We start from the raw sequence: 16,060 nt of genomic DNA, 5'->3' as shown, positions 1-16,060 counted from the left end.
CCCCGCGAAGAGCGGGGAGAGGGAGACAACAACGACGATGGGAGGATTGATGATGCGCGTAGCGATTTTCTCTGCTGTTGCAGTTCTGATGTCTGCAACACTGGCGAACTCCGCCGAGCCGATCGCGCTGCGCGATATGGGCTCGTTTCATGTCGGCGGACGGCTGGTCGAGATTTCGGGCAAGCCGGTGAAGGAAGTCACCTTCACGCCCGGCGGCGTGCCGGCAAAGGTCGATCCGAACGGCACCTACCAGGTCGAGCAGATGTATGTGCAGTATTTTCTGCCCGCCAACGAGAAGGGCGCCTATCCGCTCTTGATGTGGCACGGCGGCGGGCTGACCGGCGTCACCTATGAAACGACGCCGGACGGACGCGAAGGCTGGCTGAACTATTTCCTGCGCAAGGGCTGGGCCGTCTACAATTCCGATGCGGTCGAGCGCGGCCGCGCTGGTTGGGCGCAATATCCAGATATCTTCAAGGGCGAGCCGGTGTTTCTCACCACAGCCAATCCGTTCGAGCGCTTTCGCATCGGCGATGGTGCGGGCTCCTATGATCCGGATCCCGCCAAGCGAAAGCTGATGCCGGGCAGCCAGTTTCCGAACGAGGGCTATGAGAATTTCGTCAAGCAGAACGTGCCGCGCTGGACCACCACCGACGATGCCATCATCGCCGCCTATATGGCCGAAATCGATCGCGTCGGTCCGTCCATCATCCTGTTCCACAGCCAGGCCGGCAGCTTCGGCTTCAAGGTGGCGCAGGCGCGGCCCGACAAGGTCAAGGCGCTGATTGCAGTCGAGCCGGCCGGCCTTGGCGATCCCGCCAAGGCCGACCTGCTGAAGAATATTCCGACGCTGATCATCTACGGCGACTACATCGAAAAGGATTCGCGCTGGCCGAAGATTCGCGCCAACGGCATCGCCTTCGCGGACGCCATCAAGGCGGCCGGCGGCAGCGTCGATGTCGTCGACCTGCCGCAAGCCGGCATCAAGGGCAATTCGCACATGGTGATGATGGACAAGAACAATGCCGAGGTCGCCGCACTGATCCAGAAGTGGCTCGAAGGCAAGGGGCTGACGAAGTAATCGCGAAGGTCGGTGGGCAGGAAGCAACGGATGCACGGAACGAGAATCCTTGATGAAGCCGACCGCCTGATGACGGTCTGCAATTCCTGCCGCTATTGCGAGGGGCTGTGCGCGGTCTTTCCGGCGATGGAAATGCGCCGCGCCTTCTCCGACGGCGACCTCAACTACCTCGCCAATCTCTGCCACGCTTGCGGCGCCTGCTACACCGATTGCCAGTTCTCGCCGCCGCATGAGTTCGACGTCAATGTGCCGAAGACGCTCGCGGTGGCGCGCGCCGAATCCTGGGCCGCCTATGTCTGGCCCCGCGCCTTCGCGGGCGCGTTCGCGCGCAACGGGCTCGTCATCAGCCTCGTCGCGGCGCTCAGCGTCGCCGCGTTTATTTTCGGCTTTGCGGCTTTGCACGACCGGCAGGCGCTGTTCGGTGTCCACACCGGTCCGGGCGCGTTCTATAAATTGATGCCGCACAACGCGATGGCGGCCCTGTTCGGCGCGGCATTCCTCTATGCGATCGTCGCGCTGGTGATGGGCGTACGCGCGTTCTGGCGTGACATCGGCGAACCCGTCGGCATGAAGACCGATGCGGGTTCGCTGCTGCAGGCGATCCGCGATGCCGGCGAGTTGCGCTATCTCGACGGCGGCGGCGTCGGCTGCTTCAACGAGGACGATCGCCCGACCGACCGCCGCCGGCTCTATCATCATTTCACCTTCTACGGCTTTGCGCTGTGCTTCGCCTCGACCTCAGTTGCGACGCTCTATCACTATCTGTTGGCGCGGCAGGCGCCGTATCCCTGGTGGGATCTGCCGGTCGTGCTCGGCACGCTCGGCGGCATCGGGTTGCTGATCGGGCCGATCGGTTTGCTCGCCGAGCGATGGAAGCGCGATTCGGTGCTGGTCGACGAAGCGCGCTACGGCATGGATATCGCGTTCATCGTGATGCTGTTCCTGACCAGCCTCACCGGCATGGCGCTTTTGATCTTGCGCGAGACCGCCGCGATGGGCCCGCTGCTGGCGCTGCATCTCGGCGTTGTGTTCTCGCTGTTCGTCACCATGCCCTATGGCAAGTTCGTCCACGGCATCTATCGCTTCACCGCGCTGGTGCGTTATGCGCGGGAGCGGCGTGCGATGGCGCATGGGGCGGGAGAATAGAGTCGCTACTCTCTCCCCGTCATTGCGAGGAGCGCCAGCGACGAAGCAATCCATTTCTCAGCAAGCGGCGACATGGATTGCTTCGCGGAGCCTGTCCGTGTCATCGCCCTACTGCGATCAGGCGGTATCGCGGCAGGCTTGCGGAAGTCACATGAGCTATGTGCAGTCGCTTCGTACCCGATCGCGACACTTCGCTGAGCTACATGAAAAATCTCGATCCGCGCGAAAACCAGGCGCTGCGTGACGCGGGCGGTGGCGGCGGAGGAGGCGGCGGCCGGTAACGAATGTAGGGTGGGCAAAAGCGACAGCGTGGCCACCATCCAGGAAATGCGTTCGGTGAATGGATGGTGGGCACGGCGCTGACGCGCCTTTGCCCACCCTACGGCCGTTATTCCGGCGCAACGAATTAATGCACCAAATGCCTGCGATTTGGTCTGGCATTGGCGCTCACCAATACTTATCTGCGATTCAGGAAGGAAATTTGCCCCAAGGACAACTCCGATAAAGGAGCCGTCTTATGGCGAACGTACTCACCACTGGGGCCTGGCTTTCTGCCCCGATCAAAAAACCCTCATTTTTCGCACGATTGTTGCGCGCTAACGCCGAAGCTCGACAGCGACGGGCTGAACGCGCTGTTGCGGACTATATTGCTTCCCACGGCCTGCAGCGGCTGTCGGATGATGCAGAGCGACAGATCAGTCGCTTGCTGATCAAGGCGGGGCAATAGCTATGGTCACACTCATCATCATGCACGTGGCGACCAAGCTCGCTCGTATCGGGAAAGAGGTTCTTGAGACCTGGCGCGAAGCTCAGCAACTTCGCCGCACCCTTGCCGGCCCGATGGAGGAGTAGCAAGAGGCGCCGAAGCGGCGTGTCCACCATCGCGCAGGCGCTCTGGCGGTGGCACGTGAAGCCTGTCATCGGGCGCGCATTCGCGCGCGCCCGTCGCTTCGCGCTCCCCGCCACATCGCTATCCAGCGATCAGTAGCCGCTCTTACTTCAGTATCGCTCCATGATCTGATCGAGCTTCCTGCTGAGCAGCCAGGACATGCCGAGGAACGCGACCAGCATCACGAGACCCAGACCCGAAGAGGCGTTGTTGATGGACGTCTCCGAAAACTGACCGAAGGCATAGCCGGCCGAGACAACAGCTCCGGACCAAAGGCCCGCCGCGACGAAATTGAGCGCAAGGAAAGTGGACCAGGGCAGCCGCGAGATCCCGTAAGCAAACCCCGCGAGCCCGCGGATGCCATGCGGGAAGCGGTGAAACAGGATCATCCAGAAATAGTGACGGTCCGTCAGTCGGACTACAGTCTGGATGGGACGCTCAAACCGCGGAAAACGATCGAGCAAGCGTGCGCCGTAGCGCCGCCCGATCCAGAAGCGAATGACGTCGCCGGCGAAACTACCGAACCAGCAGACCACGATGAGCTTGCCAAGACCTAGCGCGCCTGAATGCGCCGCGTAGCCCGCGAATAGCGCGAGCAGCAGACTATGCGAGGCCGCATAGGCAAACATGAAGCTGTACGCCGCATCGCCGTGTTGGCGGATGAGATCGAGGAACGAGGTCAGATCCGTTGGAAACAGCAATGTAAGCCCACCCACTCGCTCATGGAATGTTCCCCCAGATGAGTGGGTTCGGCCTGAACGCTAGCACTCCGCGGAACGCCACGGAAGCCAGTAGAAAGGCCTACGGCCGCCAGCTTTGCACGCCGAGCGTGTTTGCAAATGAGATGGGTCGCACAACGGGTCAGGACACGTACGCCCTATTCGGGCTTGATCGATATCCGCCATGCTCCGATAGCGACCAAATTTCAGCGCGCGGCGAAATGACGCGATGTGCCCAAGAGCGGACATCGAGCATTTGCCTCCGACGACTTCCTATGAAACCGATACCTGCCAATTCGAGTGGTAGCGATCAGATCTGCGTTGCACTTCGTATGGAAGTTATTTGCCAGCCACGAAATAAAAGTCCTGCCTTCCGGAAATCGAGCCGTAGCTGAAAGGCTTTTGCTTGCGACCGGTCGCTTCCATGACGTCGTCGCGAACGAAATCGAAAAGCCTGCGGACTTCGAGGCCGGGCGTTGGAAGATTTTTGACGAAGGCAGATGCGAACGGACTGTTAATCCCGTCACCGTCGAGCGCGGTCTCGCCATCCTTGGCAGCATAAACCACGAGCGTTCCCGCCTCCGGCTCGACAGCGGCCAGACCTCGCGATACCGAACGGGACGCGACTGTTAGCGTACGCTTCATTTGGTTGGCGAATGGGTTGTCGCGGCAGGCATCGAGAATTACGAGGCGTAGTTTCCTGGCGCGCTCCGCTGCATTTAGAACCTGTTCAAGCGGTACGGCTTCAAATCCAATATCGCGATCCGCGGCAATTTTGGCGTCGGTCGGAATGAGATAATTGATTCCGCCAACTTCCATACCATGTCCGGCATAATATACGACTGCCCAGTCCACCGTTTCTGCACGGGCTGCGAAATCGCGCAGGGCGCTAACCAAGGCGTCTTTTCGGAGATTGGTCAGCAAAGTAACTGTTTCAAACCCGGTGCGTCTTAAGACGTCGGCGACAAGGTTTGCGTCGCGCACAGGGTTCGGTAATGCGGCCACGTTTTCATAAGCAGAATTGCCAACGACAAGGGCGATGCGACGATCATTATTCGACACCGGTGCAGTAACAATGGCTGGAGCAACGTTGGCTTTCTCGAGCAACGCCGTTGCAGGTTGCGATGAAGGCAAGACGGCAAGCCGCTCTCGCGCCATGTCCTGCGCCCATTTTGTGGCCTTTTGTCTCAATCCGAGCGTAGTATTGAAGTCAGACCGCGCTTTGGCGAAATCTGCGAGCTTCTCATAGGCCAGTCCACGATTGACGTACGCGTTTGCATACGTGGGATCCAGCCGTATCGCCTCGGTGTAGTCTGCAGTGGCGCGGTCCGGATCGTCTTTGTTGCCGTAGGCGTTCCCCCGGTTGTAGTACGCGTTCGCATTCTTGGGATCCAGTCGTATCGCCTCGGTGTAGTCGGCAATGGCACGATCCGTGTCGCCTTTGTTGCTGTAAGCGTTCCCCCGGTTGTAGTACGCGTTCGCATACGTGGGCTCCAGGCGTATCGCCTCGATATAGTCGGCAATGGCACGGTCCGTGTCGCCTTTGTTGCTGTAGGCGTTCCCCCGGTTGTAGTACGCGTTCGCATACGTGGGCTCCAGCCGTATCGCCGCGGTGTAGTCGGCAATGGCACGGTCCGTGTCGCCTTTGTTGCTGTAAGCGTTCCCCCGGTTGTAGTAGGCTTTCGCATACTTGGGATCTCGCTGCCCCGCGCTGGCGTTGATTGCACGCGTGCACGCCGCGACGGCGACTTCGCCAGTTTCGCGGAAGCAGCGCGTCGTGTCATCTGCGGCTGCGGGGTCAGCGATGACAAGGATTGCAAAGCAGAACAATAGTTTGCGAAGCATACGAAAGCCCTCATTACCGGTGCCCCGGTCGGAACCAGCATTTAAGCAATGCAAACTATCGAGGCAATTAGCTAAGCCTTGTGATCAAAATCACAAGACTTGGCTCCCAGAACTACCGTAGGGTGGGCAAAGCGTAGCGTGCCCACCATCGCCTGCGAGCGTGAAATGGTGGGCACGGCGCTGACGCGCCTTTGCCCACCCCCACAAATTTCGCACTGACGAGACTACAAATCCACCACCACGTAATCGCTCTCGACCGAGACCGCGATCGTCTCCGCAACATACGGCCCCTTCACCACCGCCGATCCCGACTCCACATTCACTGGATACGCCCGCGCGCGGAAGCGTTTGGGGTCGCAGTAGGACTGCCCGGTGCGGATGTCGAATTCCCAGCCGTGCCAGGGGCAGCGGATGATTTCACCGAGTTTTGTATACTCGATCTCGCCGGGATCGGAGGATTGTGCGAGGCCAATCAAAGGCCCCTCGCACAGCGCCGCGCCCTGGTGCGGGCAGCGGTTCAGCAGGCCGAAGAACTCGCCCTTGACGTTGAAGATCGCGATCGGCCGGCCGTCGATGTCGAGGAATTTTCGCGTTCCCGGCGGCAATTCATCCACCGGGGCAATGACGTGCCGAGTCATTTTAAGGCCGCATGATCTATTTCGAAAAACCGGGTCCCACTTTTTCGGATCATGCTACGCAATCCCGTACAGCTTCTTGGCGTTGCCGAGATAGAACGCCTCGCGGTTGGCATCGCTGACGCCGGGCGGCAGCACGCGCGACGGCTCGTCGAAATCCCAATGTGGGTAATCGGTGGCGAACAGCAGCTTGTCCCAGCCGATCCATTCGATGGTCTGGAACAGATGATCGCGGCGCTCCGGGTCTTCCATCGGCTGCGTGGTCCACCAGATGTGGTCGCGGATATATTCCGACGGTTTCCGCTTGAGATACGGCACCTCGCTGTGCAGCCTTTCAAAACTCTTGTCGAGCCGCCAGCCGAGCGACGGCGCCCAGCCGAAGCCGGCCTCGATCATCACCATCTTCAACATCGGATAACGCTCGAACACGCCTTCGAGCACAAGGCTCGCCAGCACGGTCTGCTGGCACTGCGCATGGCCGACCATCTCCTCGATGTAGAAGCTAGGCCAACCGGACGGGGTGAGCGGGTTGCCGCCGAAGCCGAAGGCGTGCACGCCGACCGGCAGGCCGATCTCCTGCGCCGCCTCGTAGACCGGCCAGTAGCGGCGCTGGCCGAGCGGCTCGACGTTGCGGGAGAGCAGCAGCACCTGCACGAAGTTCGGATCGCCCGCGCGCTTGCGGATTTCGGCAGCGGCGGCCACCCCATCCTCATTGGCGACAACGATCGAACCCTTCAGGCGCTTGTCCTTGCTGGTCCATTTTTCGATCTGCCAGTCGTTGATCGCGGCACAGAGCGCGCCGGCGAAATCCTGGTTGCGCAGGCCCTGCCCGGTGGCGAGCGGATTGAGCACGCCGAGCGCGACGTTGTAGGGATCGAGCAACTGCTTCTGCATGAAGGACAGCGAAGAGCCCTGCGGCCCGCCTTCCGGCGGCCAGGCGTCGCGGCGCGCGGCGTTCGGCTGCGCCTTCGGATAGGGCGGGCCTTCCATCATGCCGTGATAGGCCTGAATGCCGTACGTCTCGAGATGCGAATGCCAGCGCTTCGCCAGAAATGGATAGAGTTCGTCCTTGGTCGCGCGCGCCGGATGAATGTCGCAATCGGCTATCGCGGTCTTGATGCTGGTGGACGCGGACGGCTCGGGACGGAACTGGACGTTCATGGCGTCGTCTCCTTCGCTAATTCCAACCGGCCATATGTCGCGAGCGGATTGTCGATCATGATCTTGCGCACCAGATCGCCCGACAGGCCCGGCGGCAGCACCTCATCGCCGTCGAACTGCCAGTGCGGATAGTCGGTCGAGAATAGGAGCAATTCGTCCGACTGCATATGGTCAAACAGGCGGTTCAGGGTTGCGGGATCGGGCGGCGCATCGACCGGCTGCAGCGAGAAGCGGATGTTGCTGCGCACAATCTCCAGCGGCGCACGATCGACCCACGGCGTTTCCATCCGTATGCCGCGCCAGAACTTGTGCAGCCGCCAGAGATAGGCCGGCAGCCAGGTGAAGCCCGATTCCAGCATAACCATTTTCAAGTTCGGATGCCGCGCGAACACACCCTCCACGATCAGGCTGGTGAGCTGGGTCTGGAACGCGGTTGCCTGCGCGACATAGTCCTCGATGTGATAGGAACCCCAGCCGACCGAGGTCGGCGGGTTGTGATAGGCGCTGCCGGCGTGGATGCCGACGGCGAGGCCGAGCCGTTCGGCGGCGGCGTAGATCGGCCAGTAGGCGCGTTTTCCCAGCGGCATGTCGCCCATGACCAGCATCAGCACCTGGACGAAGCGCTTATCCTTGGCGCAGCGCTCGATCTCGGCGACCGATTTCTCGACGCTTTGGGTCGGGATCACGATCGAGCCGCGCAGCCGCGCATCCTTGTCGAGCCATTCTCTGGCCAGCCAGTCGTTCAGGGCGCGGCAGAACGCGTCCTGCATGTCCTCGGAGAACACCATCTGCACGCCGTACAAGGGATTGCAGATGCCGAAACTCACGCCGAACCGATCGAGTGCCTGCTCCTGCATGTCGGCGAGATCGGCACCCGGCTTGCCCTGCGCCGGCCGCCAGTCCGGCCGCGAGGAAATCGGCGAATTGGTTGGATAGGATTGCGAGACCAGATCGGTCATGCCGCGCGTCGTCACCTGATCGCGCCAATAGTCGTTCATGTAGGGAAGCAGGCTGGTCAGATGCGGAACGGCGGGATGCAGATCGCAATCCACGCCACCCGGGATCGGCGACGTCATGGTGTTTCCTCGTATGCCCGCACGACGCAGTTGTTTGAGGTATTCAATCAGGGCCGCATGCGCCCCGCAACTCGGCAAACGTGAACCTCCTGTGCTAGAAAAACATGACTGGCGGGATTTTTGGGAGGTGAGATGAACGAACTCGTTACCATTGCGGAAAAGATCGCCACCCAACTGATCGCGCGCAAACAGACGATTGCGGTGGCGGAATCTTCAACCGGCGGGCTGATCTCGGCGGCGCTGTTGTCGGTGCCCGGCGCGTCCGCCTATTTCCTCGGCGGCGCCGTGGTCTACACGCGTGATGCGCGGCGGCTGTTGATGGACATTCCTGATGAGGCGATGAAGGGCATTCGCTCGGCGTCGGAGCCTTACGCATCACTGCTGGCGAGCCAGGTTCGCCAGCGCTTTACGACCGACTGGGGCTTGTCGGAGACCGGCGCGACCGGGCCGACCGGCAACCGCTACGGCAATGCGGCCGGTCATTGCTGCACAGCGGTGGCAGGACCGCAGAACGCGGTGTTCACGCTGGAGACGGGCAGCGCCGACCGGCAGGCCAATATGCAGGCGTTTGCGAAGACCGCGTTGAATTTGCTGCTGGAGAATTTGTCGAAGTAAGGCGAACCGTAGGGTGGGCAAAGCGCAGCGTGCCCACCATCTTGATCCGTTGAATGAAATGGTGGGCACGCTTCGCTTTGCCCACCTTACGAATGCAGGCTCATCGAGGATTGCATCATGCAACAATTCGACCGCGCCGCAGAAGATCTCGGCAACTCGATCCATTTCGAGCACGTCAACGTCACCATCCCCGATCAGCGGCTGGCGACGCTGTTCTATGTCGCGGGCCTCGGGCTGACCCGCGATCCCTATCTGATGGTCTCGGACACCAACATGTGGGTCAATGCGGGGCGGAGCCAGTTTCATCTGCCGAACGGTACGCCGCAGGTGCTGCGCGGCCATACCGGCATCGTCATCGCGGGCCGCGCGGCGCTGCTGGAGCGATTGGCATCGGTCGCGAAGAAGCTCGAGGGCACGGCGTTTGCGTATCGAGAGCACAACGACCATGTCGAAGCGATCTGCCCATGGGGCAACCGCGTGCGCTGCTATGAGCCGGATGCCGCGCGCTTCGGGCGCATCACGCTCGGCATTCCCTATGTCGAGTTCGACGTGCCCGTCGGGACGGCGAAAGCGATTTGCGCCTTCTATCCCGCTGTTATGGGGATGCAGGCCGAGCTTGTGAATGGCGATGGCACCGTGGCGCGCGTCAATGCCGGCAAGAACCAATATCTGCAGTTCCGCGAGACCGACCGTGCGCTGCCGGATTACGACGGGCATCACGTGCAGATCTACATCACGGACTTTTCCGGCCCATATCGCCGCCTGCGCGAGCGCGGCCTGATCTCGCAGGAAGACAACCAGTATCAGTACCGCTTCCGCGACATCGTCGATCTCGACAGCGGCAAGCACCTGTTCACCGTCGAGCACGAGGTCCGCAGCGCCACGCACCCGATGTTCATGCGGCCCCTGGTCAACCGCAACCCGGCGGAGACCAACCGCACCTATGCGCCGGGCCATGAGGAATGGGCGTGGGCGATGGGACCGGATGAGTATGACAGGAGATAGCGGGACGTAGCCCGGATGAAGCGCAGCGAAATCCGGGGCAGTGCCAGCCAGATGAACCGATTCCCGGATTGCGCTTCGCTTCATCCGGGCTACGCAGACGTCCTCACCTCTCCCGGAACGAGCGCATCAGCTGGTCGCTGAACGGCTTCATCAGATAGGAGAACATGGTGCGGTCGCCGGTCTGGACGAAGGCTTCCACCGGCATGCCCGGGATGATCTTGACGTTGTCGCCGAGGCGGGCGACTTCGGCCGGCGGCAGCGAGACGCGGATGGTGTAGTAGCTCTGGCCGGTGCGCTGGTCGGTGGTGACGTCGGCGGAGACGCGAGTCACCACACCATTGAGTTCCGGCGTGGTGCGCTGGTTGAAGGCGGATAGCCGCAGCAGCGTTTTCTGGCCGATCTGCAGCTTGTCGATGTCCTGAGGATTGACCTTGGCCTCGACCGAGAGATCGTCGGCCCGCGGCACGACCATCATGATGGCGTCACCGGCGGTGATCACGCCGCCCACAGTGTGCACCGTCGACTGCAGCACGACGCCGTCCTGCGGCGCGCGGATGTCGATGCGGCGCAATTGATCCTCGGCGGTGACCTTGCGCTCGACGAACTCGCCGATCTTGTCGTTGGTCTCGCGCAGGTCCTTGGAAACTTCGCTGACGACGTCCTTGTCGATCTGGATGATCTGCAGTTCGGTTTCGGTGATCTTGCCCCTCGCCTGCGCCCGCGCGGCGATATATTGCGCACGCTCGCCCGACAGGCGGGCGAGGTCACGCTCCAAAACCGTCAGGCGCGAGATCTGGATCAGGCGCTGCTCATAGAGCTGGCGGACGCCGACCAGCTCTTTCTCCACCAGCGCGATTTCCTTTTCCTTGGCCTGCTCCTGCGCGGTGAGGCCGGCGATCTCCTCGTTGAGCTGCGCCACGCGCTCGCGCAACTGCGACTTCTGCCCGGCGCGGCCGAACACGCGGACCTCGAACAGTTTTGTTTCGCTCGCGATGACGTCGCGGACATCGGGGTCGTCGGCGCGATCGACGAGCTGCGGCGGAAACTTGATCCTGTCGAGGCCGCGCTGCTCCGCCTCCAGCCGCGCGGCGCGCGCCCACAAGCCGTTCAGCGTCTTGACCACGATGGCAAGGCTCGCCTTCACCACGGTCTCGTCGAGCCGCACCACAACGTCGCCGGCCTTGACGATATCGCCGTCGCGCACGCGGACCTCGCCGACCACGCCGCCGGTCGGGTGCTGCACCTTCTTGACGTTGGAATCGACCACCACCGAACCCGGCGCGATCAGCGCGCCCGAAATCTGCACCGTCGAGGCCCAGCCGCCGAACCCGCCGACGATCACCAGCATCAGCGCCAGACCCAGGATCAGGTGCGAGCGGATCGAGCGGCGCGCGCCTTTCAGCTCCGCGGTCATGATTTCTTCGCAGCTCCCGCTTCGGAAACGATCTTGATCGGCGGCGGCGGCGACGGAACGCGCTGCAGCACCTGGCCGAGCACGGTTTCCTTCGGACCGAACGCCTGCATGCGGCCGTCCTTCAAGACCAGCAATTGGTCGACCGCCTCGATGCCGATCGGCCGGTGTGCCACCACGACCACGATGGCCCCGCGCTCGCGCGCGGCGCGTACCGCGCGGGTCAGCGCCTCGTCGCCCTCGCTGTCGAGGTTGGAGTTCGGCTCATCGAGCACGATCAGGAACGGATGGCCATAAAGCGCGCGCGCCAGCGCCACGCGCTGCGCCTGCCCGGCCGAGAGCGAAGCGCCCTGCTCGCCGATCTGGGTGTCATAGCCCTCGCGCATCTTGATGATCATCTCATGCACGCCGGCTTCCTTGGCAGCAGCGATGATGGCGTCCGACTTCGCCTCGGGGTCGAAGCGGCAGATGTTCTGCGCCACGGTGCCGGCGAACAGTTCCACGTCCTGCGGCAGATAGCCGATGTGACGGCCGAGCACGTCCGACGACCACTGGTCGAGCGCCGCGCCGTCGAGCCGCACCTTGCCGCGGGCGGGCGTCCAGACGCCGACCAGCGCGCGCACCAGCGACGATTTTCCGGAGCCGCTCGGACCAATCACGCCGACGCCGGTGCCGGCCTCGACAGCGAAATTGACGTCCTGCACGATGACGCGCTGCTCGCCCGGTGGCACGATGCTGACGGCCTCGACCGACAGCCGCTTGGTCGGCGCCTGCAGCGCCGTCTGCGCGTTCGACGCCGGAATCTGCTCAAGCAGCTTGGAAAGACGATGCCAGCTCTGCCGCGCGGCGACAAAGCCCTTCCAGTGCGCGATGGCGAGATCGACTGGCGCCAGCGCGCGGGCACTCAGGATCGAGCCCGCGATGATGATGCCGGCGGTCGCTTCCTGATGGATCACGAGATAAGCGCCGACTGCAAGCACCGCCGACTGCAGCATCATGCGCAGCACCTTGGCGACGGCGCCGAGGCCGCCGGCAATGTCGCTGGCGCGCTGATTGCCGGCCAGGTAGGTCTCATTGGCCTCGCCCCAGCGCTTCATCAGTCGTCCGGACATGCCCATCGCGACCAGCACTTCCGCGTTGCGGCGGCTGGTGGCGGCGAGGTCGTTGCGCCGCGCCGCCAGCGTCATCGCCTCCTTGGCCGGCGTGCGCGACAGGAATTCGGTGATCAGCGTCAGCGCTACCAGAATGATGGCGCCGGCCAACGCGGTGACGCCGAGCAGCCAGTGGAACGCAAAGCAGATCGCGAGATAGAACGGCAGCCACGGCAGATCGAAAAACGCGCCCGGCCCCATGCTGCCGAGAAACGACCTGACATTGTCGAGATCGCGCAAGGGCTGCAGCCCCTCGTTGCGGGCGCCGACCATCAGCGGCAGCCGCACCACGGTTTCGAACACGCGCGCATTGATGGCCTCATCGAGCGCGGTGCCGATACGGCCGAGGATGCGGCCGCGAATCAGATCGAGGCCTCCTTGCGCGATGTAGAGGCCGGCGGCGAGAATCACGAGGCCAACCAGGGTCGGCACGCTGCGGCTCGGCAACACGCGATCGTAGACCTCCAGCATGAAGATCGAGCCGGTCAGGTACAGCAAATTGATCATGCAACTCATGACGCCAACGCCGATAAAGGCGTTGCGGCAGGCGCGCAGCGCCTCACCGAGCTCGGATTTCCGGACGCCGGGAGCGGCTGCCATAAATGCGTGTCTCTTCAGGACGATCGGGTAACGTGCTGGTTTTAGCGATGTTTTTGGACATCGTCTATTTATGTCACGTTAACCTGCCTTTAGTTCACCCCGATGAGCGGGGCGGAGACGCGTCTGGGCAGCTAATTCGAGGCCGGCGCAAGTCCTGCGGCGGGTTCGGGCTTCGCCGGGCGCGGAAACGGTGCCAGAATCACCGACATCGAGACCCGGCCGATCTCGCCATGGACGTCGAGCAGGACGCCGCTTCCGACGCCAAGGCCGGCCGCGGGCCGCCAGCGGGCCTGCGCGCGAACGCCGACCCATTCGCCGGCCGGCTGGCGGAACAACTGAACCGTCAGATTCGGGTTCGGATCCGCCACCACGTCCTGGAATGGACGGGCGATGCCATGGGTCCAGTCCGCCGGGCCGAGCACCGAGGATAGCGGCAGCTTCGGCGAGGATCCTGCGCCGTCGATGATCGTCTGGTTCATGCGAAACCAGGCGACGCCGTCGCCTTCGCGGGCCTCCATCGCCTCCATGAACCACGGCTTGCCATGCGCCGCCCGCCGGGTGCGAATCGGCAACTGCGTGAGATCGGCAGCCTCGCGCGGGGAGTCGGCAAAGCCGGGCACTTCAACGGCGCGTTCGCGCGACAGCGTCACCCGCACGGTGGCGCAGGGCTGGTCCTCGCCGGCCGGCCACAGCGCGTTGTCGACCACGCTGACGCGGCCGCCGTCGGTCACGACCAACAGCGCGGTTCGCAACGGCGCCATCGGGGTCGGCCGCAGGAACCAGGCCGACGAGGCGATCGCCGTGCCCCAGTTTCGCCGATCGGCCAGCGCCTCGATTTCCGCCGTCAGAAGGCTTGCGACCGCCCCGCCCTGCAGGCCCGCGAAAGGACCGGCGGCAAGGGCGGTGGGCTGCCAGCGGTTGGGGCCTGTGGATTCGAAGATGGCCATGGCTCGGATTCCAGAGATGAGCAGGGTTGAGCGTCGGGCCAATCTGGCGGAAACTTGGGCCTGTAACAAAAGGGAATTCGTCACCTCAGATGAATTTCATTCATCCGTCTGATGCACCCGGCACGTCGCTGCGCGCGATTCCTCCCCTGCCGGCGCTGCTGGCGTTCGAGCGCGCCGCCACGCAATTGAGCTTTCGCCGCGCGGCGCGCGATCTCTCGCTCAGCCCGTCCGCGATCAGTCATCAGATCCGCGGACTGGAACAGCAGTTCGGCACAAGGCTGTTCGTGCGCGGCGCGCGTTCGGTGCGGCTGACGGCGGACGGCGAGCGTTATCTCGCAAAGGTCTCCGCGGCGCTGGCGGCGCTGCAGGAAGCCGGCCGCGACATGCTGCGAAATCGCCGCGATGCCAGCGCCGAACTCTGGATCAGTTCGCTGCCGTTCTTCACTTCGGCCGTGCTGATCCCGGCGCTGCCGGAGTTCAAGCGGCGCCATCCAGGGCTCACGCTGCGCATCGAGGCGACGCATCAATATGCCGACTTCAATGCCTCGCGCGTCGACGTCGCCATCCGCTATGGCCGCGAACATTCCACCGGGCTGAAATTCGAACCGCTGGTCGCGGTGAAGGGCCTGCCGGTCTGCGCACCCGCGCTGGTCAGGGGCGGATTGAAGGCACCTGAAGACCTGTCGCGAGAGGTGCTGATTCACCTGACGACGCAGCCGCGCGCCTGGCCAGTCTGGCTGCGCGAGGCCGGCCTGTCGCATCTCACCCCGCGCGGGCATCTGTGGCTCGACAGCGTACCGGCGATGCTGGACGCCGCCGAACAGGGCCTTGGCGTGACGCTCGGCATGTCGCCGCTGATCAGGGCGCGGCCCTCCTTTGGCAAGAAACTGGTGGCGCCGTTCGCGTTCGAGGCCGCGCATAGCGAGACGATCTACCTCGTCTCCCGCACTGAGCAGGCGCGCGACCGCCGGATTGCCGCGGTCCGGCGCTGGATCGTCGAGGCGGTCAGCCGCGCGAAATAGCGCGCGCTACCACCGCCCGCCGGTTCGGAGCAGCCGTACGATCACAAGCAGGATGATGGCGCCGATGGTGGAATAGACGATTTCGGACACCAGCCCGGTGCCGAGACGAATGCCGAGCTTGGGAAACAGCAGGCTCGCGAGCAGCGCGCCGGCAATGCCGACGAGAATGTCGCCGATGATGCCGAAGCCGGTGCCGTGCACGATCTTGCCGGCAAGCCAGCCGGCCACCAGGCCGACAAACAGAATGACGAGAATGCCTTCGTTGGAAATTACCATGTTCAGCCCCCAGATTCGCAGCGCACGCGGGCGACCATCTGCCCATCATGGTCCGATGTGACCGACCGTCCGCACGACTTCATATGCGGCCAGCGAAGTGAAACTTTTTTATGTCACGCGCGTTATGTCGCCATGAAACAGAGCGATATTTGGTACGTCACCTTTGGTCCGGACAAGACGGATGAGACTGCGGAGAGCATGGCCCGCTCGACCCGCACCTTCAAATCCGAGATCGACGCAAAATTGTTTGCGATGCAAATCCTGGCCAAGGGCTGGTCCGCCAGCGCCGGCACGCTCAACCCGCATCAGCCGAAGCAAGTCGTGGGACCGTCACAGATCGAGCAATGGGCCGATCCGGGATTGGGCGGGTAGCTTCTCTCACGTGTCCCAGACGCGGTGCAGCGCGATTTTTTTCGTCATGGCCGGGCTTGTCCCGGCCATCCACGTCTTTGTCGCTGCAATGCCGTGAAGACGTGGATGC

At 63.1% G+C, this 16,060-nt stretch carries 17 protein-coding genes; 8 read left to right on the top strand and 9 right to left on the bottom strand.

The genetic code is table 11. From position 1 onward, the window contains the following. The first annotated feature begins 52 nt into the window (after positions 1-52). The 4 genes from ACH79_RS14475 (at position 53) to ACH79_RS44755 (ending at position 3,079) form a co-directional block, all read left to right on the top strand. Positions 53-1,081 (top strand): esterase, encoded by a 1,029-nt coding sequence (locus ACH79_RS14475; RefSeq protein WP_246738536.1) that lies wholly within the window; start codon positions 53-55, stop codon positions 1,079-1,081. A gap of 30 nt (positions 1,082-1,111) precedes the next feature. Continuing rightward, positions 1,112-2,227 (top strand): tricarballylate utilization 4Fe-4S protein TcuB, encoded by a 1,116-nt coding sequence (tcuB, locus tag ACH79_RS14470; RefSeq protein ID WP_161851629.1) that lies wholly within the window; start codon positions 1,112-1,114, stop codon positions 2,225-2,227. Between the two features lie 517 nt (positions 2,228-2,744). Continuing rightward, positions 2,745-2,954 (top strand): hypothetical protein, encoded by a 210-nt coding sequence (locus ACH79_RS14465; RefSeq protein ID WP_161851628.1) that lies wholly within the window; start codon positions 2,745-2,747, stop codon positions 2,952-2,954. 2 nt (positions 2,955-2,956) lie between these two features. Further along, positions 2,957-3,079, top strand: a complete 123-nt coding sequence (locus ACH79_RS44755; RefSeq protein ID WP_256380308.1) for a hypothetical protein — start codon at positions 2,957-2,959, stop codon at positions 3,077-3,079. A 147-nt stretch (positions 3,080-3,226) separates the two neighbouring features. Here ACH79_RS44755 and ACH79_RS14460 read toward each other — a convergent pair whose 3' ends face one another. The 5 genes from ACH79_RS14460 to ACH79_RS14440 all read right to left on the bottom strand — a co-directional run bounded on the left by ACH79_RS14460 (position 3,227) and on the right by ACH79_RS14440 (position 8,552). Further along, positions 3,227-3,817 (bottom strand): DedA family protein, encoded by a 591-nt coding sequence (locus ACH79_RS14460; RefSeq protein WP_161851627.1) that lies wholly within the window; start codon positions 3,815-3,817, stop codon positions 3,227-3,229. Positions 3,818-4,174: 357 nt separating this feature from the next. After that, positions 4,175-5,680: a tetratricopeptide repeat protein gene (locus ACH79_RS14455; RefSeq protein ID WP_161851626.1), complete on the bottom strand. Its 1,506-nt coding sequence runs from the start codon at positions 5,678-5,680 to the stop codon at positions 4,175-4,177. A 224-nt stretch (positions 5,681-5,904) separates the two neighbouring features. After that, entirely contained in the window at positions 5,905-6,318 is a 414-nt protein-coding gene (locus tag ACH79_RS14450) for a Rieske (2Fe-2S) protein (RefSeq protein WP_161851625.1), read from the bottom strand. Positions 6,319-6,372: 54 nt separating this feature from the next. Further along, the gene (locus ACH79_RS14445; RefSeq protein ID WP_161851624.1) at positions 6,373-7,476 is read right to left on the bottom strand and encodes an amidohydrolase family protein; all 1,104 of its coding nucleotides are present in this window, start codon (positions 7,474-7,476) and stop codon (positions 6,373-6,375) included. After that, positions 7,473-8,552, bottom strand: a complete 1,080-nt coding sequence (locus ACH79_RS14440; protein WP_161851623.1) for an amidohydrolase family protein — start codon at positions 8,550-8,552, stop codon at positions 7,473-7,475. The genes ACH79_RS14445 and ACH79_RS14440 overlap by 4 nt, the downstream gene beginning before the upstream one ends. Before the next feature lie 132 nt (positions 8,553-8,684). Here ACH79_RS14440 and ACH79_RS14435 point away from each other — a divergent pair, with 132 nt between their 5' ends. Together ACH79_RS14435 and ACH79_RS14430 are read left to right on the top strand one after the other, a co-directional pair. Beyond that, entirely contained in the window at positions 8,685-9,167 is a 483-nt protein-coding gene (locus ACH79_RS14435) for a CinA family protein (protein WP_161851622.1), read from the top strand. 114 nt (positions 9,168-9,281) lie between these two features. Further along, positions 9,282-10,172 (top strand): hypothetical protein, encoded by an 891-nt coding sequence (locus tag ACH79_RS14430; protein WP_161856359.1) that lies wholly within the window; start codon positions 9,282-9,284, stop codon positions 10,170-10,172. 103 nt (positions 10,173-10,275) lie between these two features. Here the strand turns inward: ACH79_RS14430 and ACH79_RS14425 are convergent, their stop codons facing one another. The 3 genes from ACH79_RS14425 to ACH79_RS14415 all read right to left on the bottom strand — a co-directional run bounded on the left by ACH79_RS14425 (position 10,276) and on the right by ACH79_RS14415 (position 14,281). Next, a complete protein-coding gene (locus tag ACH79_RS14425; RefSeq protein WP_161851621.1) occupies positions 10,276-11,586 on the bottom strand; it encodes an HlyD family type I secretion periplasmic adaptor subunit in 1,311 nt (436 codons plus the stop codon). Further along, entirely contained in the window at positions 11,583-13,334 is a 1,752-nt protein-coding gene (locus ACH79_RS14420; RefSeq protein ID WP_161851620.1) for a type I secretion system permease/ATPase, read from the bottom strand. The genes ACH79_RS14425 and ACH79_RS14420 overlap by 4 nt, the downstream gene beginning before the upstream one ends. 131 nt (positions 13,335-13,465) lie before the next feature. Continuing rightward, entirely contained in the window at positions 13,466-14,281 is an 816-nt protein-coding gene (locus tag ACH79_RS14415) for an acyl-CoA thioesterase domain-containing protein (protein ID WP_161851619.1), read from the bottom strand. A gap of 89 nt (positions 14,282-14,370) precedes the next feature. Here ACH79_RS14415 and ACH79_RS14410 point away from each other — a divergent pair, with 89 nt between their 5' ends. Continuing rightward, complete coding sequence (locus tag ACH79_RS14410; RefSeq protein ID WP_161851618.1) at positions 14,371-15,303, top strand: LysR substrate-binding domain-containing protein; 933 nt, start codon at positions 14,371-14,373, stop codon at positions 15,301-15,303. Positions 15,304-15,309: 6 nt separating this feature from the next. Here the strand turns inward: ACH79_RS14410 and ACH79_RS14405 are convergent, their stop codons facing one another. Continuing rightward, positions 15,310-15,579 (bottom strand): GlsB/YeaQ/YmgE family stress response membrane protein, encoded by a 270-nt coding sequence (locus tag ACH79_RS14405; protein WP_161851617.1) that lies wholly within the window; start codon positions 15,577-15,579, stop codon positions 15,310-15,312. A gap of 132 nt (positions 15,580-15,711) precedes the next feature. Here ACH79_RS14405 and ACH79_RS14400 point away from each other — a divergent pair, with 132 nt between their 5' ends. Next, on the top strand, positions 15,712-15,951 hold the full coding sequence (locus ACH79_RS14400; RefSeq protein WP_161851616.1) for a hypothetical protein: 240 nt from the start codon (positions 15,712-15,714) through the stop codon (positions 15,949-15,951). The last annotated feature ends 109 nt before the right edge of the window (positions 15,952-16,060 follow it).

Source organism: Bradyrhizobium sp. CCBAU 051011, from assembly GCF_009930815.1.
Taxonomy (GTDB): domain Bacteria; phylum Pseudomonadota; class Alphaproteobacteria; order Rhizobiales; family Xanthobacteraceae; genus Bradyrhizobium.
Note: the sequence above shows the minus strand (reverse complement) of the source record. Positions and strands in the feature narration are given on the sequence as shown.

Excerpts from the sequence above, each read along its gene's own strand:
- ACH79_RS14475 (WP_246738536.1), top strand. The coding sequence starts at position 53 with ATGCGCGTAGCGATTTTCTCTGCTGTTGCAGTTCTGATGTCTGCAACA.
- tcuB (WP_161851629.1), top strand. The coding sequence starts at position 1,112 with ATGCACGGAACGAGAATCCTTGATGAAGCCGACCGCCTGATGACGGTC.
- ACH79_RS14465 (WP_161851628.1), top strand. The coding sequence starts at position 2,745 with ATGGCGAACGTACTCACCACTGGGGCCTGGCTTTCTGCCCCGATCAAA.
- ACH79_RS44755 (WP_256380308.1), top strand. The coding sequence starts at position 2,957 with ATGGTCACACTCATCATCATGCACGTGGCGACCAAGCTCGCTCGTATC.
- ACH79_RS14455 (WP_161851626.1), bottom strand. The coding sequence starts at position 5,680 with ATGCTTCGCAAACTATTGTTCTGCTTTGCAATCCTTGTCATCGCTGAC.
- ACH79_RS14450 (WP_161851625.1), bottom strand. The coding sequence starts at position 6,318 with ATGACTCGGCACGTCATTGCCCCGGTGGATGAATTGCCGCCGGGAACG.
- ACH79_RS14445 (WP_161851624.1), bottom strand. The coding sequence starts at position 7,476 with ATGAACGTCCAGTTCCGTCCCGAGCCGTCCGCGTCCACCAGCATCAAG.
- ACH79_RS14440 (WP_161851623.1), bottom strand. The coding sequence starts at position 8,552 with ATGACGTCGCCGATCCCGGGTGGCGTGGATTGCGATCTGCATCCCGCC.
- ACH79_RS14435 (WP_161851622.1), top strand. The coding sequence starts at position 8,685 with ATGAACGAACTCGTTACCATTGCGGAAAAGATCGCCACCCAACTGATC.
- ACH79_RS14425 (WP_161851621.1), bottom strand. The coding sequence starts at position 11,586 with ATGACCGCGGAGCTGAAAGGCGCGCGCCGCTCGATCCGCTCGCACCTG.
- ACH79_RS14420 (WP_161851620.1), bottom strand. The coding sequence starts at position 13,334 with ATGGCAGCCGCTCCCGGCGTCCGGAAATCCGAGCTCGGTGAGGCGCTG.
- ACH79_RS14415 (WP_161851619.1), bottom strand. The coding sequence starts at position 14,281 with ATGGCCATCTTCGAATCCACAGGCCCCAACCGCTGGCAGCCCACCGCC.
- ACH79_RS14410 (WP_161851618.1), top strand. The coding sequence starts at position 14,371 with ATGAATTTCATTCATCCGTCTGATGCACCCGGCACGTCGCTGCGCGCG.
- ACH79_RS14405 (WP_161851617.1), bottom strand. The coding sequence starts at position 15,579 with ATGGTAATTTCCAACGAAGGCATTCTCGTCATTCTGTTTGTCGGCCTG.
- ACH79_RS14400 (WP_161851616.1), top strand. The coding sequence starts at position 15,712 with ATGAAACAGAGCGATATTTGGTACGTCACCTTTGGTCCGGACAAGACG.